The sequence below is a fragment of the Microvirga vignae genome, assembly GCF_001017175.1.
Lineage (GTDB): Bacteria > Pseudomonadota > Alphaproteobacteria > Rhizobiales > Beijerinckiaceae > Microvirga > Microvirga vignae.
Genome location: NZ_LCYG01000015.1, coordinates 38,209 through 54,582, shown reverse-complemented (window position 1 = coordinate 54,582; position 16,374 = coordinate 38,209). Strand labels below are relative to the sequence as shown.

The window sequence follows — 16,374 nt, the reverse complement described above, 5'->3', positions numbered from 1 at the left end:
GATGCTGCTGCACAATACGTCATGAATTCCATGATCAGTGGTCAGTGAGGCTCCTCTCCCGGCCAGGTTCGCGCTTGGGGAGCGTGCAAATCGACCATCAGGTCCGGCATGGAGAAGAGTATCGGTCTGCTCTGAACGTGATCGCGCCTCGAACCCTGTTGCTGGTCTGGGTGGCAACTCTGTCATGAGATCCTCCCGTTTCAGCTATTCGCGATGAGAGCGGCACCTGAAAAGGCGGTCAGCGCGCCGATCCAGGCCTGCCATCGCGGCGCCATCCCGGTGCGGATCCATACCAGCGGCAGCACGGCGACAGGGGTCAGGGAGGCCAGCGTGGCGACGGTAGCGACGTTACCGGTCTGCAGCCCGGCAAAAACAAAGGTAACCCCCATGCCGATCCCTATCACCGCGCCAAGCGCGCTGTAGATGAGATAGCGCGTGGGGTGGGCGGCCGGCTTTTCGCTTCCTCGACAAAGAACGGCGACGGTTCCAAGAATAACCGCCGCCGCCGCAAGTCGGATCGACATGGCAGCGGCGGCATTGATCGACTGGGCCATGACAGGTCGGGCCGCAATCATGCTGCAGGCCTGCGCGGCGGCCGAGAGAGCTCCAAGTGAGAGACCGCGCAACAGCATCCGTCCGTTGAGCTTCACATCCCCTGCTCCGGGTGCCGCGGGGCGGTACGCGACGGCGATCACGATGCCACCAAAGACGAGAGCTATACCGAATATCTTGCCGACCGAAACCGACTCGCCGAGCAACAGGAAAGCCAGCAGCGCAGCAATCGGTGCGTTGAGCGAGAAGACGAGCGTGGCGAGTCGTGCGCCGATTGCAAAGATCGAAGCACTGAAGGCAGCGTCGGCAACCACCATGCCGATAATGCCCGACAGGATCAGATAAGGAAGATGCGTGGGCTGGACCGTCGCCCATCCTCCAAGGACGGTTGCGACGAGTGCCAGGAACGGGATGGGCGCCATCACGCGCCAGCGCGTGATGGTCGAGACCGAAATCCGGCCGGTGAGTTCGGCCGAGAACATGCCGCCCAGTGCGATGCAGAGGGGCGCAGCAAGCGCCAGAATTTCTGCGGGGATCACGGTGGGGCCGGTGTCTTACATGCGCGCTCTGACAGACAGGCAGGCGGGTTGCGAGAGAAAAGCCGCCTTGCGCACGCGGAGCGTTCTACTCCGTTGACCGGGCGCGCAGCACTTAGTTGGACCGGATCCCGGTACGAGCCAGTTCACGCCGATTTCCTCCCACCTTGAAAGATAGGTCATGATCATATATGAAATATATATGGAAAGAAAACTGTCGACAGTCAGAGGCCGATGACAGTCACCAAGAGCGGGACGCCGGATGCCGGCCTGCCTGGTGCGGCTATGCTGGCCATCGCCCGCGCTCAGAAAGCAATCCCGTTGCATGTCGCGCATGCAGCCAGCGCCTTGTCGACCTGTTCCGGGGCGACGCGCTCCTTTGGCGCACGAACCGCGGGACTGGCGGACGATCGCATCACCGTTCGGGCATTCGCCGGCGATGCCTCAGGCACTGAGACGACCACCATCGATCTCTGCGAGGCGGGCGATATCGATATGGGCTTCCACCTGAAATCTACGATGGCGCCCGAAGTGCAGAAACCCGCCTTCCTCGAGTCTCTGCCGGCCTTCAAGGGCTTTAAACTGCGCATGTCGAAGTCGCCTGCGGCGGGACCCCCAGGGAGGGCGCTGAGCGCGCTTCCGGTCGCGGTGCCCCGGCCGGGCACTCATGCGGCAATCGGGACCGGTTTGATCGACGGCGCTGAGAACACACCCGATTGGTACGTCGCCTCGCGCCATATCGAAATCACCAAGGATTTCCATCGAACCAACCATCCGGTGGGGACGATTGCCGCGCGGGCAGGAGCCGGCACTCGGGAGCGCATTCCCCCGAAACGCATGGGTACTCCAGGCAGGCCTTCCGGAAAGGCCGAAAATTGCTCCTTTCGAGCGCTTGACAAAATATAATATAGGATAGATGGTCTACTATCTTTAATAAATGTCGAAGAACAACGACGAGAAACAGGGTGCACAGCCCCTACGAGGGAGGAAACAATGGGACATACGCGCAGGCAATTCATGGTGCTGGCAGGCGCAGCCGCGAGCGGCATCGGGATGCCGACCGTCTTGCGTGCGCAAGGCACGATCCAACTGCGCATCGCGCATGGTACGAGCGCGCAGTCATCCTATGCCAAGGCGACGCGCCATTTCGGTGACCGCCTTCGAGAGCTGACGGGCGGCCGCATCACTGTTCGCGAGTTCGGTGGCGGCACACTTGGCACGGAGACGACCACGCTGGATCTCTATGACGCCGGCGACATCGACATGGGCTTCCATTTCACCTCCGCAATGGCCCCGGCGGTGAAGAGACTCGGCTTCCTCGACGTGCCGTTCCTGTTCCAGGGCATGGATCACTGGAAGACCTTCGCGTATTCGCCGGAGTTCAAGTCGATCTTCAATGGCTACCTGGAGGCGGAGCGGAAGCCGTACCGTGCGGCAGTGATCGGCCTTTCCGGATCGCGTAACGTCTACACCCGCAACGTCGTCATCGACAGCATTGATAAGTTCAATGGTTTGAAGCTCCGCCTTCCCGAGTCTGCCGTCGCTGCCAAGCTCTGGCGCGCGCTCGGGGCGATCCCCACGGCCGTGCCATGGCCGGACGTGTATACCGCAATCGAAACCGGGCTCGTCCAAGGCGCCGAAAACACCCCGAACTGGTATCTCGACGCTCGCCATATTGAAGTTGCCAAGAACTATCATTTCACCAATCACCTGATCGGGACGGCAATCATGTTGGTCGGCACCGGGACACTGAAGAAGATTCCGGCCGATCTCATGCCGAAGTTCGAACAGGCTCTCGCCGAGACTTCCGACTTCTGGCTCAAAACCCAGATTGAGGCTGACGAATCTGCAATCAAGAACGAGTTCGAGAAGCAGCACGTCAAGCAGCATCATATTTCCAAGGAGATCCTCGCGGGTATCCGCGAGCGGGCCGCGCCATTGAAGGCGGAAACGGCGGCCGAGTTCAATGTGGCAGATCTGCTCGCGCTCATCGAAAAAACGGCGTGATCGGAGACGGTGAACGGGATTCCGATCGCCATTCAAATGCAATCCTTCACCAGTGCACTGCTTCACAACGTGACGCGCGACAGCCGCGCGTCACGATACCGGGGAGACTTCGCCAATGAACGTCACCGCTGCTGCCGAAGTGCCGCCGTTGAGCTCACCGCTTGCCGCCCTGGTCGCCTTCAACAACGCGCTGTCACGTGTGATGGTCGCCATCGCGACGCTGCTGACCGCCATCTTCATCCTGTCGACGCTTTGTGAAATCATCAGCCGTGCGCTGTTCAACTACAGCTTCGTCTGGTCAGGTGAACTCGCGACCCTCTGCTTTGTCTGGTCGCTGTTCCTCAGCGCGGCCGTATGCTTCCGCAGCAATGCCCACTTGGTCGTCGACATGTTCAGCACCGACGGGACGACAGGGCTCGACCGGATGCTCCGCTTCCTCTGTTTCCTGGCCGTACTCGCATTCGCCTGCATCTTCGCTTGGCTGGGCTGGAAACTGGTTGGACGCGGCTTTGAACGTACTACGCCGATCCTCGGCCTGCCGATGGCAATGGGCTGGGCCGCCCCATTCGTCATGGGCGTCACCACCATTCTGTTCTCCATCGAGGAATACTTCGCTCCAGGGCGGGTCGACACCTCGCTGCTGCCTCCGGGTGCCGTCTGATGTGTGCTGACGGAGGAAGTCGGCGCACCCCTTGAAACCACAACGCACGCGAGCACTAGCATGACCGCGATTATCATCGTCTTCGGATTGTTCCTTGGCCTGCTGGTTCTTCGTGTACCAGTTGCCGTGTCACTGGTGCTGTCGGCCTTTGTCGGTATTCTGATGGAAGGCTTGGACCCGGTGAACGTCGTCTCTCAGAGCTACCGGGGTATCGACTCCTATACGCTGCTTGCCGTTCCGTTCTTCCTGGCACTGGGGTTCCTGATCTCCCGCACATCCGTCTTCGAACGACTCCTGGATCTTGCTGCCGTGATCGTCGGCAGCGTCCGCGGCGGCCTCGGCCATGTGAACATCGTCAATTCCATGCTCTTCGCGGGACTGTCGGGATCGGCCGTTGCTGACACCTCCAGCGAAGGGCCGGTCATCATCCCGCTCATGCGCAAGCGCGGTTATTCCTTCGAATATGCCGCCGCCATCACGGCCGCGACCTCAACGATCGGCCTTATCATCCCTCCGAGCATCCTGATGGTTGTCTATGCCGCAACCAACAACACCTCGGTTGCGGCCCTGTTTGCCGCCGGCTTCCTGCCCGGCATCCTGATCGGTCTGGTCTTTCTGGTCATCAATTACCGCGAGGCGAAACGAAAGAATATCGATTACGGCTATTCGCACCAACAGCCGGATCAGAAGCCCCGCAGCAAGCGTGAGATCATCGTGCGCGCGATCCCGGTATTGATGATCCCGCTGCTGATCATCGGTGGCATCCGCAGCGGCACTTTCACCGCCACGGAGGCAGGAGCCATCGGCTTTGCCTATACTTTCGTGCTGACCGTGTTCATCTACCGGGACATCAAGTTCGGCCAGATCGTCAACTTCTTCCGCGACACGGTGCTGCTCTACTCCCTGCCGATGCTCGCTGTCGCTGCGGCAGGACCGTTCGGCTGGATGCTGACTCTCCTCGGCGCCGATACTCTGGTCGCTGACCTCGTAAAATCGATGGCGCTGACACCCTTCACCTTCATGCTGCTGGTGATCGCCGTGTTCACTGTGCTCGGCACATTTCTCGACGGCATTCCAGCGATCATCATCTTCGCTCCCCTCTTCGACGCAGGCGCGACTGCTCTCGGCATTCATCCGGTCCATCTCGGCGTCGTCATCACAATCGTGCTGGCGATCGGCCTCGTCACGCCCCCATACGGCCTCTGCCTGCTGATTGCCGCAAGACTGGCCAATACGCCGGTGCTGCGTGTCGTGCCGGCGGTGCTTCCTTTCATTGCAGCAGAATTGGCGATCGCCGTCCTGCTCGCCGCTTCGTCAGACCTGGCGTTGTTCATCCCGCGCCTGTTCGCAGCCGACGTATTCCAGTGAGGGTCCGATAATGCACAGTCCAGCTCCGACAATGCATAGTCCAGCGCCGGTGATGCGCTTTGAACGCGAGAGTCTCGTCCAATTCGGTGTCGCCATCCTCGACCGTGTGGGTGTGCCCGACGACGCAGCGCGTATCACGGCCGACCTGCTCGTCCGCGCCGACGAGCGTGCGGTCTCTACTCACGGTCTCGTCCGCTTGCTACCCTATGTCCGCCGCATTCAGGCAGGACTGGTCAATACCAATCCCTCACTCGCGATGGAGAGCCGCAAGCCCGGCTTCGCCATGATCGATGCCGATGACGGTCTCGGTCAGCTCTGCGCCAGCCGCGCGGCCGAGAAGGCGATCAAACTCACGAAAGAGGTCGGGTTCGGAATTGTCGGCGTGCACAACTCGCACCACCTCGGCATGTGCGCCCCTTATGCGGAACAGATCGCCAAAGCCGGCTTCATTGGTCTGTCCATGACCAATACGGCGCCGCTGATGGCACCAACTGGCAGCGCCGAACGTCTGATCGGCAATAATCCGTTGGCCATTGCCATTCCGCGCCGCGCGCCTCATCCGCCTCTCGTGCTCGATATCGCCTTCAGCCACGCGGCCTTCGGCGCAGTGCAGAAACTGGCGGCGACCGGCGGTCAGGTGCCGGAAGGCTGGATGCATGACAAAGAAGGCCTCTGGATCCGCGACGCTGCGACTGCTCTGCGCGAGGGCATCATGGCCCCGATTGGCGCACACAAGGGATACGGCCTTGCCCTGATCGTGGAGGTCCTTGCCGCAGCGCTGACCAATTCCAGCGTTCTCGACGAAGTCGGAAGCTTGTTCCGAGAGCCGCCGATCCACATGCGGGTTGGTCATTTGATCATCGCCATAGATCCCGAGGCGCTGCTCGACATGTCCGTGTTCTTGGACCGGGTTGAGCACATTTGCGCCCGTGTGCAAAGCGCCAAGCCGGCGCCAGATGGCAATAAAGTCAAGTTGCCAGGCCAACCCGAAGCCGAGATGCAGGCGCAATCCGAAAGCCTGGGCATTCCGCTATCGGAAAAGATCCTCTCTGATCTGGCTGGCCTTGCCGCTGAACTCGGTGTGGCGATGCCAAAGCCGGTTGGCAGAGAGGTGATTCAGTGATGCCTGGCCTTCGTTTCCAACAGATTTGGCGTGACACGGTCGGCGCGTTCCGCGCCGGACTCAGGCGCGGGGACGTCATGCTCGGCGTCTTCGTGGCCTATCCAGAGCGGCGGCTCATGGACATGTATTCCGCGGCAGGCGTCTCCTTCGTCATCATCGACATGGAGCATGCGCCGATCACCCTGAGTGAGGCCGATGCATTGTGCGAAACAGCCGTCCACGCCGGCTTGGCGCCATTGGTGCGCGCGGCGAGCGAGGACAAACAGGCACTGCTTCGCTGCCTCGATGCGGGTGCAGCCGGGATTGTTATCCCGGACATACGCAGTGCTGCCGAGGTGCGTGAATGGGTCACGGCGATTTCCTATCCTCCAACCGGCATGCGTGGTCTGGCCCAGGTCCGCGTCAACGACTGGAACAGCTCCGGCACGACGGATGACGCCAGGTTCCGGCCGATGCTCGTGCCGATGATAGAGTCGCTGGAAGCGATCGCGAACGCGGATCAACTGTTCGCCGTCGACGAGGTGGACTGGTACCACGTTGGGCTGGTCGACCTCGGCATGCGGTTGCGTGGCGACGCCTCCGCGCCGAATATCGGCGATCTGCTCCGGGAGCTGGCTGCAAAGGCAAAGGCCGCAGGGAAACCTCTCGGTGTCAACCAAATTGTCAGCCCGGCCCTGTCGTCACCGCCTGCGGGCGTGCAGTGCATAGCCGCACCGGATCGGGCGCTCATCCTCAACGGGGCCAAGCTGTTCGTGAGGGGAGAGATCGGGTGAGCTTTCCTTCCGCGCCAGTCGTCGACATTCATTGTCATGTCTTCAATCAGGTGACTCGGGTCGGCATCGATCTCGCCATGATGCCGGAGACGCTGCGTCCGGAGGTCCTGATGGATGCCGGTTCGGCGGGACCCGACGCCTTCGACTCTTTTGCCGAGTGGGCGAACGTGGCCCGCTCCGAAGGCTGGGGCGAGGTTTACGGCCTCGTCAATGTCTCGCGGAAGGGTCTGGATGTCAGCCCGGAGATCACCGAGGTAGCCGATTTCCAGCCCGAGCGTGCAGCCGATGCCGCCGTACGTCATCCAAAGGTCGCGCGTGGTCTCAAACTGCGTGCGATCCAGCCTGCACTCCGGATCTTGGGCCTGGAACTTGTCGAGCGCTCGGTTCGCGCCGCCGAGCAGGCGGGTCTGCCGGTCATGGTGCATTTCGGCCAGCAGGACGGAACCTACAGGGAAGAGGAGATGCTGACCAGCGAGATTCTCGACCGTTTGCGGCCCGGCGACATCGCTTCGCATCTCTACACAGCACAGTCCGGCGGCGTGTTCGCCAGTGAGAGAAATTTCGAGGCAGCGCGCCGCGCTCGAAAGAGAGGTGTGCTGTTCGATATCGGACATGGCCGATTCAACTTCGACATCGACGCAGCGCGTGCCGGTTTCGAACGTGGTTTTCCTCCGGATTTCATCAGCAGCGACGTGACCAGCGGTACGGCGGAATGGCTTTCGCTGCCGTATGCAATGAGCGCCGTTTCCGCTGCCGGCTTCTCGGACGAGATGGTGATCGAAGCGGTCACCAGCGCGCCGGGAAAATGGCTCGGAATCGATCGTAAGGCGCGAAAGGTGATCGAAAGTCGGCCCTGCGAAGCGCTGCAGCAGGATAGCTCCGGCAACCGCTATTCCATCAGCCGCCGCTTCGCCATCGTCGCGGTCAACTCAAGTCGTACTCAAAGGGGACAGTCATCATGAAGCCTGAAATCGCCGTAGCACGCATGGTTGATGGGATGAATACGCTTCTGCGTGAGACGGGTTTGCCGAACGCACCCGGCATTCCGAGCTGGTCGGATCTGACCGGCACCTATGCGATGCTCGACCAGTACCGACCAAACCGCACCAATTGGGGCACGGCGGAATACAACTGGAAGGACTTCCAGTATGTCGGCTTCCTGACCGGCCGCCTCTGGCTCCTGGCGCGCCTTACCGGAGACGAACGGTTCTCCAATGCCGCCGCCGAACTCTGCCGTCGCATCGAACCAGTGCTCTCCAAGGGGCCGGTGACGAGCGAGAACTGCGGATTCGACATTACCTATGCGCTGGCTTGGGGCTACAACTTCACCAGGGATACCTGGTATCGTGACGCAGCATTGCGGGCACTGCACAACTTCGCGGAAGGGTACCGACCCGAACTGAGGCTGTTCATGTGCGATTCCGACAGCGACGAGGTCGTGATCGATACCGCTGGTCCGTTCGTCTGCTTCCTGTGGGGCGGAAGTTTCGAGCCTCGTCTTCGCGAGCTTTTGAAGACCCACATGGACCGCATTCTCGAGCTGGGCTTGGTCAAGGACGATGGCGAGTGCTTCCAGGGCCTGCAGTTCGATCTCGAGAAAGGTGTCGTGAAGAGATACTATAGCCGGCAGGGCTATACTGAGAATTCGCGCTGGACGCGCGCCCAGGCCTGGGGCGTCCATAATTACCTGAACGGTTACGAGGCGACCAAGGATCCCGTTCATCTCGATGTCGCTGTCCGTGCGGCGAAGTGGTTCTGGGATCATCTGCCGAGCACGATGGTCAACTTCTACGACTATGACGATCCGCGGGCGCCGCGCATCCCCCTGGATACCTGCTCTTCGTTCATGGTCGCAAACGCGATGATCCGCTTCGGCCGCATGCCGGAGGTCAAGGACGGTGCCGAATGGGCCAAGCGGGGCCGTCAGATCGTGGAGCGCGTCTGCGCCGACCATATGACCTATGGCGGGACCATTCTGCACGGATCCTGGGGTCAGATCTCCGACCGCCTCGGCATCGGGCGTTGGCCGCAGGAAGACGTGATGGGCTACGGAAACTACTGGTCGGCGGAATGCCTGTACCGACTGCTGTCGGACGACTGGAGCGTCGTCGAACTCAATCAGAACTAGACAAAGGATTTCGACAATGAACGTACACAGCAAACTGTTCTCTCTGGATGAAGTCGAGTTCCCGGCTGGCCGCTTCCGGCTCGTCGACCTGTCGCGGCCGGTCTCGGCCGACGACACCGGCCACACCGGTCATACGCTTAAGATGAAGCGTGGAAATTTTCCGTTCGACGACAGCTACTACCACATCATGGAAGTGCACAGCCATCTCGGCACCCACGTGGAGGTCCCGCGCAATGTCGACCTCTCCTATCCGGATGCGCTCGAAACGCCGTTGGGATCATTCATCGGCTGGCTGCAATTGATCAACTTGGAGCACCTGCCTGAGAACCATCAGCTGACGGTCGAGGATCTCAAGCAGGCGGGTCTCGACAAGGTCAGGCCGGGCGACATCGCCGGCATCTTCGGCAAACACAAGGGCGGCTATCACGATCCAGCCAACGACAAGCGCGTGCGTCTCTCGGTGGAGACGATGCAGGCCCTGGTTGATCGTGGAATCCGTGCGGTCCTCATGGACAATTCGACGCTTTCGCTCGAAACCTCGAAGGAGGCATGTCGAGCAATGCACAAGGTGTTTCTCGACAATAACCTGCCGATCTTCGAGAACTTCTACACGCTGGACAAGCTGACCAGCGACAGGGTGTTCTTTCTTGGCTTTCCCCTGCCGTTCAAGGACCTCGATTCCTCACCCATCCGTGCGGTCGCGTTCGAGCCGGTGAAGGGCTGAGATCGATGCGGAGATTGCTTGTCACGGGGGCGGCCGGCCGCATCGGAAAGGTCGTATGCAAGCCGCTGGCTGCCTCCTGGGAGATTCGCTGCGGTTACAGCAACCAGGCCGGTCGCGAAAAGATCGAGGCCCAGGGTCTGACGGCTGTGCCCTGCGACGTGACCAGTCGCGAGCAGGTCAACGAGGCAGTGCGGGGCATCGACGCCGTGCTGCACCTCGCGGCCATCTCGGTCGAGGCCGAACCGGAACTGATCGCGAAGGTCAATATCCTTGGGACGACCTATGTTCTCGACGCCGCGCGCGAGCACGGCGTCAAGCGCTTCGTCTATGCCAGCTCGAACCATGCCATAGGCGGGCATGAGCGTTTTTCGGACCAGCTCCCGCCACAGCGAGAGTTCGATGAAAATACGACTGTGTGGGCCGATAGCCATTACGGCGCCTCGAAAGTGCACGGCGAGGTTCTGACACGGTGGTATGTCCATCGTCCAGGCAGTCAGATGACCGCTGCCTGTCTGAGAATTGGAACCACCGGATTCCAGAACATCGACGAAATCATGCAGAACGAGCGGATATGGTCCACCTGGATGAGCGACCGCGATCTCATCCAGCTCTGCGAGAAGGCGCTCGCAAGCACCGTGAAATTCGGCCTGTACGGCGGCGTCTCGCGCAATACCCGCCGGTTCATATCGATCGACCTGGCCAAGCGGGATCTCGGCTACGAGCCTCAGGACGATGCCGAGGAGATCGCCAAGGCACGGGGCTATGAACCGAAGGGCTATCACTTCGCCGGATGGCAGGAATAGCCGAACAAGCACGAATGGATCGGAACATGGATGGGCACGTCGAGCGTGTTGCGGCTGGAACCGCGTCAACGAAGCAGGGGCCGCTCGCCGGGGTGCGGGCAATCTGCTTCGAGCATATGCTGCAAGGGCCGCTCGCGTCGCTGCTGCTGAGCGAGTTGGGCGCCGATGTCATCAAGATCGAGCCTCTCGACGGTTCGGTCGAGCGGAAGCTGACGGGCCGCGGACAGTGGGTCAACGGGCGCACGGTCCTGGATCTCACTGTCAACCGTGGCAAACGCAGCCTCGCAATCAATCTGAAGGACCCTCGAGCGAAGGAGATCATCCACAAGCTCCTGGAGACCACCGATATCCTGACGCACAATTTTCGCCCTGGCGTGATGGAGCGCCTGGGCTTCGGCTACGACGAGCTTGCCCCACGTTTTCCGAAGCTGGTCTATGGGGCGGCGTCGGGGTACGGCGAGGATGGGCCGTACCGCCATCGTCCCGGACAGGATCTTCTGGTTCAGGCGATGTCGGGTTTCATGTATCTGCAAGGCAGGCGGGAAGACCCGCCGGTGCCCTTGGGATGTGCGCTGATTGACGTTCACTCGGGCACTCTTCTCGCCCTTGGTTGCTGTGCCGCGCTGATCCAGCAGCGGGCGACCGGAAAGGGTCAGAAGATCGCAGTCGATCTCCTCGCCTCCGCATTTCATCTGCAATTCGAACCTGCGGCCTATTCGCTGAATTCGAATGCGCCGATGATCCGCGGCGACGGCAATCTGGCGGATCCCTATCACCATGCGCCGTACGGCGTCTACGCAACGACTGACGGTTACCTGGCCATATCGACCAACGACATGGGCAAACTGGCGGCGTGCCTGGCTTCCGTCGAGCGGATCGATGTGCCACTGGACATGGCATCGGAGGAGACTTTCGCGCTTCGCAATGAAACACGTGCAAAGATTGCGAGGGTGATAGCGCGCAAATCCTGCGCGGAATGGATGGAGATCTTCGCCCCTGCCGGCGTTTGGGCGGAGCCTGTTCGCGCCGCTGGACCGGGTTTTCGCGACGACCCGCAAGTGGTGCATCGTGGCTTGGTCGTCAATGTCCCCGGACCCAGCCCGGTGGACGTGCTCCGTATCCCGATTACGACCGAAACCTCTACGCTGTCCGGCCCGGGCGACGACGCGCCGTTCCCCGGAGAGAACAGCGCCGACATCCTGGCAGAACTTGGCTTCGCGACTGCCGATATCCGTGCCTTCCAGAACGAGGGCGTCGTCGGTGTGAGAAAACCTATGGAGTAGGACAATGCCCTTGAATATTCCCTACTGGGAGAAAAATCACGCGGAGGATGCCGCCGCTGTTTTCGATGTCGTTCAGAAATTGGCCGAAGGGCCGATCCGTGCTCATGCGGTGGAACTTGACCGTACGGCCGAGTTTCCCCGCGCCCTCTACAGGCAGCTGGGCGCGGCGGGCTGCCTTGCGCCGCGCCTGCCGGTCGATCTCGGCGGCATCGGGCTTCCGACCTACGACTACTGCCGCATGATCATGATGGTGGCACAGGAAAGCGGCACCATCGGCAATGCCATTGTCTCGGCAGGCATCGCGGCGAATTACCTTTATGCATACGGCGATGGCAAGTTCGATGATGTGATCCGTGGCTATGCGGATGGCTCTCTGGTGCCGGCCATGGCGCTCACCGAGCCGACGTCCGGTAGCGATCTGCGCAGCCTGCGCACCAGCGCCACCCCCGTCGGGGGTGGCTACAGGATCAATGGTGAAAAAATCTGGATCACCAAAGGCGGTGTCTGTGATCGCGTCATGGTCCTGGCCCGTCTTCCGGGCGAATCGAGCGACGGACTGATCGGCCTGCTCGTCGACACCGCGAGCGAGGGGTTCAGTCGTGGGAAGAACGAAGACTTGATGGGTATGCGCGGCCTCGCGACTGCCTCCTTGTTCTTCAATGACGTCTTCGTGCCCGAGAGTCAGGTCGTCGGCGTACCGGGAGGTGGATTCAGGCAGACCGTGCAGGCGCTCTCGTTCGGCCGCATCCTCGTGGCCTCGCTGGCTATCGGCCTCGCGCGCGGAGCGCTACGGCGGGCTGTGGACTATACTCACGAGCGCAAGCAGTTCGGGAAGCGGATCTGGGATTTCCAGAACACGAAGTTCAGGGTTGGCGAGTTCGCGGCGCGGCTGCTGGCTGTCGAAAGCCTGCTGGCGCGCGCGTGCTCGGAATATGATCTTGGGCGGGATCCCGTGGCCGAGGCTTCATCTGCGAAGCTCCTCGCCTCCGACATCGCCATGGAAGCAAGCACCTTCGCTGTCCAGGCTCATGGCGGCATTGGCTTCAGCCGGCACCTCGACGTCGAGCGTTTCATGCGTGACTCCAAGATTACGCAGATCTACGAAGGCACGAACGAGATTCAGCGCTCGATCATCGCGCGTGCTGTCGTGAGCGATTGAGAAGGACAGCGACATGAAGCCGGCAAAACCGATCAGCACCGAGGAAGCCTTGAAAGGCATCCCCTTCGAGAGTGGTCGCCGTACCATCACCGAGGCTGACATCATCAATTTCTGCGGGGTGTCCGGCGATTACAGCGTCGCGCATGCCGACGATCATGCCATGCGCGAGACGCCGTACGGCGGGGTGATAGCGCATGGGATGCTGGTGATGAGCGTAGCGTCGGCGCTTGCCGATATTGCGCGCCCGTTCCCACTTGATGTTTCGTACGGCTATGAAAGGGTGCGCTTCCTGTCGGCCGTCAAACCGGGCGATACGATCCGCGTACGCCAGACTGTGCAGGGCCTGCGGCCATACCCGAAAGACCCCGATAAGATGCTTTACGATATTCTCTATGAAATCGTGACGACCGATGAGAAGGTTGTATGCGCCTGCACGCACATTCTCCTCGGCCCACGTATCGAGGCCAGTCAAGTCGGTCAGGCGCGTTGGTCGTGAAGCCGGGTAGGGGCCCGATGAGGGGCATGACCGGTGCGGCGGATCCTGGCTGCGCCCGAGCACGCTGGTGATCATGCCACCTCGCGCATCGTGCGGACCCGAAGGGCCGCGGCAGTGAAAAGCGGACCCGGTTTTCCGCGTCTCACGATGCGCTGCTTTAAGAAATGAGCATCGGGCCCAAAAATGGACTCCACTTTTGGGCCCGATGCTTTAGCTTCTTCGCACGGACCGCGGCGAGCTCTGCGAGCGAACGCTCCTCCGGATCGTGGCTGGTCCCGCTTTCCTTACCCTACCGGAATGGGGGCTTGCGTCCGGTCGCGGATAAGCGTGACCAAACGTTCCAGGCCGTTGTCGAGATGGATGCGCAGTGCCTCCAGGCTGCCTTGTGTATCTGCACGCTCCAGTGCATCGATCAGGCGACGGTGTTCAAGATTGGCCGCCAGTGCGTGTTTGGCGGCTCTCTGCTGGAACAGGCGAGCGATCTGGATGTGCACATTCAACGCCTTATAGCTGTCGAGAAGAACCTCGTTGTTCGCTGCCGCGACGATGCGTTCGTGGAATCGACGATCCATCTCGTTGAACACAATGCCGTCGAAGGACCGTCCCTTCGCCAGCTTCTCCATTTGCTTCACGTCGTCATGCAATGCGGCCAGAATCTTGGGGTCGGGCGCGCCAGAGAAGCGTTCAAGAGCATAGCTTTCCAGCAGGCGCCGGACTGCGGCCAGGTTCGATAGCTGAATCGGATCGAGCAGTGGCTCTACCGAGAAGCCCTTATACGCCTCCACACGAATCAGCTTCAATGCCGCTAGCCGGTTCAGTGCTTCCCGCAGGGGCGTGGGGCTAATGCCCAGTTCCTTGGCAAGCCGATCGATGTTGAGGCGCATGCCCGGCTGGAATTGCAGAGAGATGATTCTCCGTCGGATCTCGTTGAACGCGACATCGCTCAGAGCAGCGTGCTGTAAGGGTTGGATAGCAGTCGTCACAGTATGCTTCCTTTCATATAATTTTTGATATATAATATTTTTTTCGAGAGGGCTAGTGTCGACTTTGGGGAGGGGCTTTTGCACTACGGCGATTTTGCGCGTCGACATGCTCGCCGCACGCCAACGAAGGTTGCTGTCATTGATCGGGAACGGCGGATTTCCTATGCCGAGCTTCAAGATCGTACCGACCGCTTGGCCCGCTCGTTCCTCGTTGGTGGAGCGACTCCTCCACAACGCATCGCGTTCCTCGGTGATAATGGTCATGTACCGTATGAGATCATGATCACAGCGGCAAAGCTGGGTCTCACATACGTTCCGATCGATTTCCGGCTGACGGATCACGAGGTTCTCTCCATCCTTCAAGACTGCAAGCCGCATATTTTTGTCGTCGGGCCGGCGCATCTTGCTCTGGTGGAAAGGATTCGCGATCGGGCCGGATCCATCCAGCGCTGGATCGCGCTCTCGCAAGCCCCAGTACCTGGGTACGAACTCTATGAGGACCTAATTGTTCGCGGTGAAGGAGGTGGCCTTGCGTACGCTGACGACGATGGCCTGTTCTGCATTCTCTACACGAGCGGAACGACTGGCCGCGCAAAAGGTGTCAAGATTTCCCATCGAGCGACCTTGCATAACGGCTTGGCTCTCGCGAAAGCGTATGCGGTCGATGAGCATACGCGGTTCCTGATGTCTCTCCCCTACAGCGCGACTGGCGTCGTCAATCACAGTTCCGGACCAACGCTCATGATGGGCGGTACGGTGGTCTTCGACGAGGTTCGCAATTTCGAGGCGGCCCGGTTCTTCTCGGTCATCGAACGCAACCGCGTCAGCCATTGCCAACTCGTTCCCACGATGATGTTCCGGCTGCTGGATTCGCCGGACAGGACACGTTTCGACCTCAGCTCGTTACGCACTGTCGGCTACGGATCCGCGCCCATCCCGGCGCACCGTGTCCAGCAGCTGACGGAAGCATTCGGTTCTGTTTTCGTGCAGGCCTACGGGATGACCGAAACATGCTCACTGGCCACGACCTTGAACTGGCAGGATCACGATGTGGTCGGCACGCCGCGTCAGCATATCCTGGCGTCCTGCGGCAGGGCTGTCGCCGAAGTGGAGATCCGGATCATCGGCGACGACGGGCGGGAGGTTGAGACAGGTTCCGTGGGCGAGGTCGCGATACGCGCTCCCTGGAATACGTCCGGCTATTGGGCGAACGATCAGCAGACCCGTGAATTGCTGCGCAACGGATGGCTCTACACGGGCGACCTCGGCCGAATGGACGAAGAGGAATATCTTTATATCGTCGACCGCAAAAAGGACACGGTGATTACCGGAGGATCGAAAGTCTTCTCGCCAGAGGTGGAAGCCGCGATCGCAAGCCACCCTGACGTGGCAGAGGTCGCCGTGATTGGATTGCCGGACGAGCAGTGGGGCGAACACGTCCATGCCGTCATCGTCTTACGCGGAGGCGCTGTTCTAACGAACGAAGACATCGTCGCGCATGCAGCCAGAAGCCTGAGCCGCTACAAGCTGCCGAAGTCGGTCGAGTTCGTCACCGAGATTCCAAAAACCTCTACCGGAAAATACGCGAAGAATGTGCTGCGGCGCCTCGCGGTCGAGCGTCCGTCTGTCCCAGGAGGCCTTTCATAGAGCCGTCTGCATTCGTGTAAGGGCAATGAGCTGACGGGCTCAGCCGCGGCGGGATCTGAACAGCCTGGCATATGTCCGGAACCGCGCAGCGTCACCGCAACACAGGCCAACAGAGCCAGCTTGGAGGACCA

Annotated in this window: 16 protein-coding genes; 14 read left to right on the top strand and 2 right to left on the bottom strand. The window is 60.7% G+C overall.

The features are described 5' to 3' along the window. Positions 1–200: 200 nt before the first annotated feature. On the bottom strand, positions 201–1,091 hold the full coding sequence (locus AA309_RS04455; RefSeq protein WP_047187785.1) for a DMT family transporter: 891 nt from the start codon (positions 1,089–1,091) through the stop codon (positions 201–203). Positions 1,092–1,322: 231 nt separating this feature from the next. On the opposite strand from AA309_RS04455, the gene AA309_RS04450 reads away from it, so the two are divergent. The 13 genes from AA309_RS04450 to AA309_RS31660 all read left to right on the top strand — a co-directional run bounded on the left by AA309_RS04450 (position 1,323) and on the right by AA309_RS31660 (position 13,613). Further along, on the top strand, positions 1,323–1,994 hold the full coding sequence (locus AA309_RS04450) for a type 2 periplasmic-binding domain-containing protein (RefSeq protein WP_047187784.1): 672 nt from the start codon (positions 1,323–1,325) through the stop codon (positions 1,992–1,994). 87 nt (positions 1,995–2,081) lie between these two features. After that, complete coding sequence (locus AA309_RS04445; protein ID WP_084730865.1) at positions 2,082–3,095, top strand: TRAP transporter substrate-binding protein; 1,014 nt, start codon at positions 2,082–2,084, stop codon at positions 3,093–3,095. Positions 3,096–3,210: 115 nt separating this feature from the next. Then, positions 3,211–3,756: a TRAP transporter small permease gene (locus tag AA309_RS31670; RefSeq protein ID WP_052954476.1), complete on the top strand. Its 546-nt coding sequence runs from the start codon at positions 3,211–3,213 to the stop codon at positions 3,754–3,756. Positions 3,757–3,816: 60 nt separating this feature from the next. Next, positions 3,817–5,124: a TRAP transporter large permease gene (locus AA309_RS04435; RefSeq protein WP_047187782.1), complete on the top strand. Its 1,308-nt coding sequence runs from the start codon at positions 3,817–3,819 to the stop codon at positions 5,122–5,124. Between the two features lie 52 nt (positions 5,125–5,176). Continuing rightward, complete coding sequence (locus AA309_RS04430; protein WP_160310399.1) at positions 5,177–6,247, top strand: Ldh family oxidoreductase; 1,071 nt, start codon at positions 5,177–5,179, stop codon at positions 6,245–6,247. Positions 6,248–6,324: 77 nt separating this feature from the next. Further along, positions 6,325–7,020 (top strand): aldolase/citrate lyase family protein, encoded by a 696-nt coding sequence (locus AA309_RS04425; RefSeq protein WP_160310398.1) that lies wholly within the window; start codon positions 6,325–6,327, stop codon positions 7,018–7,020. After that, positions 7,017–7,982 (top strand): hypothetical protein, encoded by a 966-nt coding sequence (locus tag AA309_RS31665; protein ID WP_052954475.1) that lies wholly within the window; start codon positions 7,017–7,019, stop codon positions 7,980–7,982. Before AA309_RS04425 ends, AA309_RS31665 begins: the two co-directional genes overlap by 4 nt. Continuing rightward, positions 7,979–9,148 (top strand): hypothetical protein, encoded by a 1,170-nt coding sequence (locus AA309_RS04415; RefSeq protein WP_150117386.1) that lies wholly within the window; start codon positions 7,979–7,981, stop codon positions 9,146–9,148. Before AA309_RS31665 ends, AA309_RS04415 begins: the two co-directional genes overlap by 4 nt. A 16-nt stretch (positions 9,149–9,164) precedes the next feature. Continuing rightward, the gene (locus AA309_RS04410; RefSeq protein WP_047187778.1) at positions 9,165–9,872 is read left to right on the top strand and encodes a cyclase family protein; all 708 of its coding nucleotides are present in this window, start codon (positions 9,165–9,167) and stop codon (positions 9,870–9,872) included. Positions 9,873–9,877: 5 nt separating this feature from the next. After that, on the top strand, positions 9,878–10,675 hold the full coding sequence (locus tag AA309_RS04405; RefSeq protein WP_047187777.1) for an NAD-dependent epimerase/dehydratase family protein: 798 nt from the start codon (positions 9,878–9,880) through the stop codon (positions 10,673–10,675). Between the two features lie 26 nt (positions 10,676–10,701). Continuing rightward, positions 10,702–11,958, top strand: coding sequence for a CaiB/BaiF CoA transferase family protein (locus tag AA309_RS04400; RefSeq protein ID WP_047187776.1), 1,257 nt, complete (start codon positions 10,702–10,704; stop codon positions 11,956–11,958). A 4-nt stretch (positions 11,959–11,962) separates the two neighbouring features. Beyond that, on the top strand, positions 11,963–13,117 hold the full coding sequence (locus tag AA309_RS04395; protein ID WP_047187775.1) for an acyl-CoA dehydrogenase family protein: 1,155 nt from the start codon (positions 11,963–11,965) through the stop codon (positions 13,115–13,117). A 13-nt stretch (positions 13,118–13,130) separates the two neighbouring features. Then, positions 13,131–13,613 (top strand): MaoC family dehydratase, encoded by a 483-nt coding sequence (locus AA309_RS31660; protein WP_052954474.1) that lies wholly within the window; start codon positions 13,131–13,133, stop codon positions 13,611–13,613. A gap of 284 nt (positions 13,614–13,897) precedes the next feature. On the opposite strand, the gene AA309_RS34035 is transcribed toward AA309_RS31660, so the two are convergent. After that, the gene (locus AA309_RS34035) at positions 13,898–14,860 is read right to left on the bottom strand and encodes a GntR family transcriptional regulator (RefSeq protein ID WP_244470256.1); all 963 of its coding nucleotides are present in this window, start codon (positions 14,858–14,860) and stop codon (positions 13,898–13,900) included. Between AA309_RS34035 and AA309_RS04380 the strand changes: the two genes are divergently transcribed. Next, positions 14,753–16,243: a class I adenylate-forming enzyme family protein gene (locus AA309_RS04380; RefSeq protein ID WP_244470262.1), complete on the top strand. Its 1,491-nt coding sequence runs from the start codon at positions 14,753–14,755 to the stop codon at positions 16,241–16,243. The two genes, AA309_RS34035 and AA309_RS04380, sit on opposite strands and share 108 nt — an antisense overlap. Positions 16,244–16,374 lie beyond the last annotated feature (131 nt).

What these genes read in the sequence shown, in the direction of transcription:
- AA309_RS04450 (WP_047187784.1), top strand. Translation starts at nt 1,323, where the DNA reads ATGACAGTCACCAAGAGCGGGACGCCGGATGCCGGCCTGCCTGGTGCG.
- AA309_RS04445 (WP_084730865.1), top strand. Translation starts at nt 2,082, where the DNA reads ATGGGACATACGCGCAGGCAATTCATGGTGCTGGCAGGCGCAGCCGCG.
- AA309_RS31670 (WP_052954476.1), top strand. Translation starts at nt 3,211, where the DNA reads ATGAACGTCACCGCTGCTGCCGAAGTGCCGCCGTTGAGCTCACCGCTT.
- AA309_RS04435 (WP_047187782.1), top strand. Translation starts at nt 3,817, where the DNA reads ATGACCGCGATTATCATCGTCTTCGGATTGTTCCTTGGCCTGCTGGTT.
- AA309_RS04430 (WP_160310399.1), top strand. Translation starts at nt 5,177, where the DNA reads ATGCGCTTTGAACGCGAGAGTCTCGTCCAATTCGGTGTCGCCATCCTC.
- AA309_RS04425 (WP_160310398.1), top strand. Translation starts at nt 6,325, where the DNA reads ATGCTCGGCGTCTTCGTGGCCTATCCAGAGCGGCGGCTCATGGACATG.
- AA309_RS04415 (WP_150117386.1), top strand. Translation starts at nt 7,979, where the DNA reads ATGAAGCCTGAAATCGCCGTAGCACGCATGGTTGATGGGATGAATACG.
- AA309_RS04410 (WP_047187778.1), top strand. Translation starts at nt 9,165, where the DNA reads ATGAACGTACACAGCAAACTGTTCTCTCTGGATGAAGTCGAGTTCCCG.
- AA309_RS04405 (WP_047187777.1), top strand. Translation starts at nt 9,878, where the DNA reads ATGCGGAGATTGCTTGTCACGGGGGCGGCCGGCCGCATCGGAAAGGTC.
- AA309_RS04400 (WP_047187776.1), top strand. Translation starts at nt 10,702, where the DNA reads ATGGATGGGCACGTCGAGCGTGTTGCGGCTGGAACCGCGTCAACGAAG.
- AA309_RS04395 (WP_047187775.1), top strand. Translation starts at nt 11,963, where the DNA reads ATGCCCTTGAATATTCCCTACTGGGAGAAAAATCACGCGGAGGATGCC.
- AA309_RS31660 (WP_052954474.1), top strand. Translation starts at nt 13,131, where the DNA reads ATGAAGCCGGCAAAACCGATCAGCACCGAGGAAGCCTTGAAAGGCATC.
- AA309_RS34035 (WP_244470256.1), bottom strand. Translation starts at nt 14,860, where the DNA reads ATGACCATTATCACCGAGGAACGCGATGCGTTGTGGAGGAGTCGCTCC.